General features: G+C 71.8%; 5 protein-coding genes and 1 pseudogene. 3 read left to right on the forward strand and 3 right to left on the reverse strand.

The window, feature by feature from the left end; all coding sequences use genetic code 11:
* The first annotated feature begins 355 nt into the window (after positions 1-355).
* Positions 356-622, forward strand: a complete 267-nt coding sequence (locus ACWGIU_RS29695) for a protealysin inhibitor emfourin (RefSeq protein ID WP_453710913.1) — start codon at positions 356-358, stop codon at positions 620-622.
* A 15-nt stretch (positions 623-637) separates the two neighbouring features.
* On the opposite strand, the pseudogene ACWGIU_RS29700 reads toward ACWGIU_RS29695, so the two are convergent.
* Positions 638-802 (reverse strand): annotated as a pseudogene (locus ACWGIU_RS29700) (DUF5133 domain-containing protein); the annotation flags it as partial.
* Between the two features lie 3 nt (positions 803-805).
* Entirely contained in the window at positions 806-1,726 is a 921-nt protein-coding gene (locus ACWGIU_RS29705) for an SDR family oxidoreductase (RefSeq protein ID WP_453710915.1), read from the reverse strand.
* Between the two features lie 211 nt (positions 1,727-1,937).
* Between ACWGIU_RS29705 and ACWGIU_RS29710 the strand changes: the two genes are divergently transcribed.
* Both ACWGIU_RS29710 and ACWGIU_RS29715 read left to right on the forward strand, forming a co-directional pair.
* Positions 1,938-3,188 carry an amidohydrolase gene (locus ACWGIU_RS29710; RefSeq protein WP_453710917.1) on the forward strand — a complete coding sequence of 417 codons (1,251 nt, stop codon included), beginning with the start codon at positions 1,938-1,940 and terminating at the stop codon, positions 3,186-3,188.
* A 228-nt stretch (positions 3,189-3,416) separates the two neighbouring features.
* On the forward strand, positions 3,417-3,854 hold the full coding sequence (locus ACWGIU_RS29715; protein ID WP_453710921.1) for a VOC family protein: 438 nt from the start codon (positions 3,417-3,419) through the stop codon (positions 3,852-3,854).
* A gap of 194 nt (positions 3,855-4,048) precedes the next feature.
* Here ACWGIU_RS29715 and ACWGIU_RS29720 read toward each other — a convergent pair whose 3' ends face one another.
* Positions 4,049-4,540: a hypothetical protein gene (locus tag ACWGIU_RS29720; RefSeq protein ID WP_453710919.1), complete on the reverse strand. Its 492-nt coding sequence runs from the start codon at positions 4,538-4,540 to the stop codon at positions 4,049-4,051.
* Positions 4,541-4,947 lie beyond the last annotated feature (407 nt).

The following is a 4,947-nucleotide window of genomic DNA, read 5'->3' on the forward strand; positions in this document are numbered from 1 at the left end:
GACTGTTGTCCTTCGGTTTCGCCTGCCGGGCGCAACCTCGGGGGCTGGAGACCCGCGACGCGGGCGTGGGGCCGGGTCTCCCCGGCCCCGCTGGTATGGCGGTCGGCGGCTCGCGGGCACCCGGGTGGCCTCCGTCCGTACGGTCTGCGTCGTCCCGCGGCGGCCGGCCGTCGTAGGACGTCATGGGTGCGGCAGGGCCCTCTTTCGGACATCTTGCGCTCGATGTGCGCGCAGAGGCGCGTGCGCGGCTTTTGCGGGCAGGCGAACGTCAACAGCCGTGCACCGCTTCGGGACCCGGCCTCCGGCGCGACCGGACGACCGGCCCGGGCGGTGTTCTCTTCAAGGAGGTCTCACCATGCTGATCACCGTCACACGCACCGGCGGGTTCGCGGGCGGGGAGCGGACCGCTTGCCTCGAAACGGAATGCCGCGCCGACGGCCCGGAGCTGGAACGGCTGGCCGAGCTCGCGCTCAGTGGTGAGGCCCCCGTGGGGCAGGACCCCGTTCCGGACGGTTTCAGCTACGTCGTCCGCGTCGACGACAAGCTGGTGGAGTTACACGATCCGTATCTCACGGAGGATCAGCGGCAGCTGATCGACGCCGTTCTGGCCGCTGCCACCTGAGCGGCCCACCGCCCGTCAGCCGGCCGGGGCGGTGCCGTACCGGCCCGACCGGGGCCGGTACGGCACCGCCGGACGATCCCGTCGTACCGCTCCAGGTCCGAGCCGTTCCCTTGCCGCGGCCCGCGCGGTGTCGAGGTCACGCGTCCCGGTCGACACGCACAGCGTGTGGACCACGTCCTCCGCCTACCCGCCGGATCCCTCCGCGCCTCCCTGCCCCGCAAGCCCCCGAGTGTCGCGCAGTTCGTCGGCGTGGCCTCCGGCGCCCAGCAGACCGGTGGCCTCGAAGGGCTGGGTACGCTCCAGGCGCGGGAGTTCGGCGCGGGCCATGTGAGTGACCACCGCCGGGAGGCAAGCCCGTACCGGTTGGACGGCCCGAAGCCAGGCGGGCATGTAGACGGAGGTCGCGCGTCGTTCCGCCGCGGCGGCCAGCCGGGCGGCGACCTGGGCCGCCGGGTACACCCTGCGTGCGGCCGGCGGCATGTGGGCGCGCAGTTCACGCAGGACGGCGTGACGGTCGGCGTCCCGAATCATGTCGGTGTCGGTCCAGTTGATGTAGGCGATGCCGACGGTCACACCTCGGTGGGCGAGTTCCGCGCGCAGGGCGTGGGCGAAGGACTCGACGCCGGCTTTGGAGGCGCAGTAGGCGCTCATGAAGGGGGACGTCCCCAGGGCCGCCAGGGAGGCGACCTGCAGGTAGTGGCCGTGCGTGTCGAGGAGGTCGGGCAGGAAGCTGCGCGCTGTCGCCGCGCTGCCGATCAGGTTGACCTCGATGACACGGCGCCAGACCTGCGGATCCGAGTCGGCGAACGGCCCTCCTTCGGCGACGCCCGCATTGCCCACCACTACGGATGCCGGTCCGAGGCGCGCGCGGACCTGCCCGGCCGCGTCGGCCATGGCCGCGTCGTCGGTCACGTCGACTTCCCAGCAGGCGGATGCGTGGTGCAATGAGCCGGCCAGTTCCTGCAGGCGTTCTCCCTCCAGGCCCAGCAGGGCCAGCCGCGCACCCCGATCGTCGAAGGCTTGTGCCAGGGCCGCTCCCAGCCCCCGCGCCGCCCCCGTCACCACGACCGTGCGGCCCCGCAGGGGCCGACTGTTCTTCCGCACGCCCACTTGGCGTCACCGCCTTCCTTGTCCCGCCACCACGCGGCGCGTACGGCACCCTCCGGGCCCGGGCGGCCCTGTCGTCCGGTACTCCTGCTTCCAGCATGCTCCCGGTGAGCCGTCACCCGCAGGACGAAGGGAGGCGGCTCGGCGACAGCGCGCGTAATCGGCCGCTCTCGGGACAGAAGCGGGTCTGAGGCCGCGAGGAGCCCCGATGGGCGAGGCGGGTGACGTGAGCGAGGTAGGCAAGGTGGGCGAGGTAGGCGACGTGGGCGATCCCGCCGATGACCTGTACGCGCGACTGCGCGGTGAATGCCTCCGCCGGGCGGACGACCTGTGGGCGGTCAGCCGCGCTCTGCACGCCGATCCCGAGCTCGCCTACGAGGAGCACCGCGCGGCCCGGCTGCTCACCGACGAACTGCGGCGGGCGGGATTCGCCGTCGAGCCGGGGACCGCCGGACTCGGCACGGCTTTCGTGGCACGCGCGGGAAGCGGGCGGGGGCGATGCGTGGCACTGCTGCTGGAGTACGACGCGCTGCCGGACCTGGGACACGCATGCGGACACAACCTGATCGCCGCGGCGGGGCTGGGGGCGGCACTGGCGTTGCGCAGCGTTCTGGAGGAGGAGTTCGAGGGCACGGTGCTCGCTGTGGGAACACCCGCCGAGGAACGGGGCGGGGGCAAGGTCACCCTGGCTGAAGCGGGGGTGTTCGACGGTGTGGACGCCGCGTTGATGTTCCATCCCGGGGTGCACAATTGGTCATGGGCGCCGCTCACCGCGCAGACCCAGGTGCGCGTGGGCTTTCACGGCCGGGCGGCACATCCGACGGGGGATCCCAACCGCGGGATCGATGCCCTGGCCGCCCTCATCCAGCTGTTCAACGCTGTCGCCGTATTGAGCAGGCGGTTGCCGTCGGGCTCTCATGTGCAGGGGATCGTGACCGACGGAGGCAGCGCGACCAACATCGTGCCGGCCTTCGCCGAAGGACTGTTCGGCCTGCGCGCGGCTACGAGCGCCGCCCTCGACGCGTTGGTCACCGACGTCGGCGTCTGGGCCGAGGGCGTCGCGGCCACGACCGGCACCACCGTGGAAATCCAGCGCCTGGGCAGGGGGTACGCCCACTTCCGGGACAACGACGTCCTCTCGGACCGGTTCAGCCTGCACCTCGCACGCTCGGGCATCCGGCTCACCCAGCCCGTGGGCGGGGTGTTCCTGGGTTCATCCGACATCGGCGACGTCAGCAGCCGGGTTCCCGCCATCCATCCGTTCCTCGCGATCCTGGGCGGGGAGGCCTCGGACCACACCCCCGAGTTCGCGCGGGCCGCGGCCTCGGAACGGGGGCGCGAGGTGATGCTGGCGGCCGCAGAAGCCCTGGCCTGCACGGCAGCCGATGTGCTCACCGACGCCGAAATCACGGCCCGGGCATGGGCCCGCCAGCGGGAGAAGGCGGCGGCGGGCCTCTGACGCCCGAGCCGCGTCGCCTCGTGCCGCCCCCAGCCGCCCGGGCGGGCGTGCCGCTCTCCGACGGGGTGGCCGCCGGCATGGCCCGGGATCTGTGGCCTGCCGACACCGGAGGCGCCGTACGCCGAGGCGTTCGCCGCTTCTCCCCCATCGCCCCCCTTCGTGGCGGGACTCGCCGCGCGGAACCTGACCCGAAGCACCCGATCTGCCCGGATCGGTAGCATGCACGGCATGGCCATCAAACTTGAGAACGTCGGCATCGCCGTTCGGGATCTCGAAGCCACCATCGCCTTCTTCACCGATCTCGGCCTCACGGTTGTCGGCCGTGACACGGTCAGTGGTGAGTGGACCGACACCGCCGTCGGCCTCGATGGCAATCACGCCAAGATCGCGATGCTCCAGACGCCGGACGGCCACGGTCGCCTTGAGCTCTTCGAGTACATTCACCCCGAGGCGGTCGAGTCGGAGCCCACTCTTCCCCACGAGATCGGCATGCATCGTGTCGCCTTCTCGGTCGACGACATCGACGAAGCCCTCGAGGCGGCCGCACGGCACGGATGCCGTCCGCTGCGCGGTGTAGCGACCTATGAGGACGTCTACAAGCTCACGTACCTCCGCGGTCCCAGCGGGATCCTGGTCATGCTCGCCGAAGAGTTGAAGAAGAAGTGACGGCTGATCGGTCAACCGGCCAACCGCTCCCCCGCTGAATCAGTCCTCCCCCACCGCGAGCGGCGGAGCGGCACGTGTGTGTCCGGCTGCGCGTACCAACACGTTCCGCGCCCGCAGGACCACCGCGAATGGCTGCACACGCCGCCCGGACACCGGCGGCGGCCGGGCCGCTGAGCGGCCCGGCCTTCAGCGGATCAGGCGCGGACCGGAACCCAGCTGGTGCACTTGCGCTCGTTGCCCTTCACGATGCACCCGCGCAGCTTGTACGCGTGCCCCTCGGGCAGGTTGCCGGAAGCGACCTTGATGTAGATCGCCTTGTGCCCGCGCGTGGAGGCGATGCGGCCGGTGCTCAGCTCGGCCTCGACCGCCCAGCCGTCGGGGCTGATGTCCTTGGCGACCAGGGAGTCACCCGGAATGCCGGGCGCGGGCTGCGGGTCGGCGTTCCACCGGGCGAAGCCCATGTCGTGGCCGTCCGTGGGACTGACGAGGTTCATCGTGTACGAGCCGTCCGCCTCCAACGCGGCACGGCCCGAGACCCCGGTCCTGGACAGGGAGAAGTCGATGTCGGGCGAGAGGTCACCCGTCTCGTCGGCGCTTGCGGTACCGGCCCCGGCCGTGAACGCCACGCCGACGAGGAGTGCGGCCGAACCGAGGACCGCGCCGATGCGCTTGTGTATCGAACCCATGTTTTCCTTCGTTCCCGCGCGCGACGGCACACCCGCCGCGCGCACGCTCCCCCGCCGGCGTCGAACATCGCTGGCGGACAGTCAGGACCACTGTAACCAGAGCTTGTTGGGAACCTACTGGCGGGTACCGATCAGTGATCGCGCTCGATCAACGCGGGGCGCGGCGAGCGATCGCGCTCGGTGTGACGAGCGGATGTCCGCGCGCTGATCGTCGAAGGCAGCGGCGCGGTGGTGGACAGCGCCCGGTCATTCACCTTGTGCCATACGGGAAGGGCCGAGCCGGAGGGGGCCCGCCGCGACAGGGGGCGGCCCCCCGCGCCAACGCGCCCGGGGGCCGATCCAGGGTCCCCCACGAGCCCCAGGGCGGCCTCGCCCGGGCGGCGTCAGGTCCTGGCGCGCTAGTCCCC

The organism is Streptomyces sp. NPDC054840 (assembly GCF_053611065.1).

What these genes read in the sequence shown, in the direction of transcription:
- ACWGIU_RS29715 (WP_453710921.1), top strand. Translation starts at nt 3,417, where the DNA reads ATGGCCATCAAACTTGAGAACGTCGGCATCGCCGTTCGGGATCTCGAA.
- ACWGIU_RS29720 (WP_453710919.1), bottom strand. Translation starts at nt 4,540, where the DNA reads ATGGGTTCGATACACAAGCGCATCGGCGCGGTCCTCGGTTCGGCCGCA.
- ACWGIU_RS29695 (WP_453710913.1), top strand. Translation starts at nt 356, where the DNA reads ATGCTGATCACCGTCACACGCACCGGCGGGTTCGCGGGCGGGGAGCGG.
- ACWGIU_RS29710 (WP_453710917.1), top strand. Translation starts at nt 1,938, where the DNA reads ATGGGCGAGGCGGGTGACGTGAGCGAGGTAGGCAAGGTGGGCGAGGTA.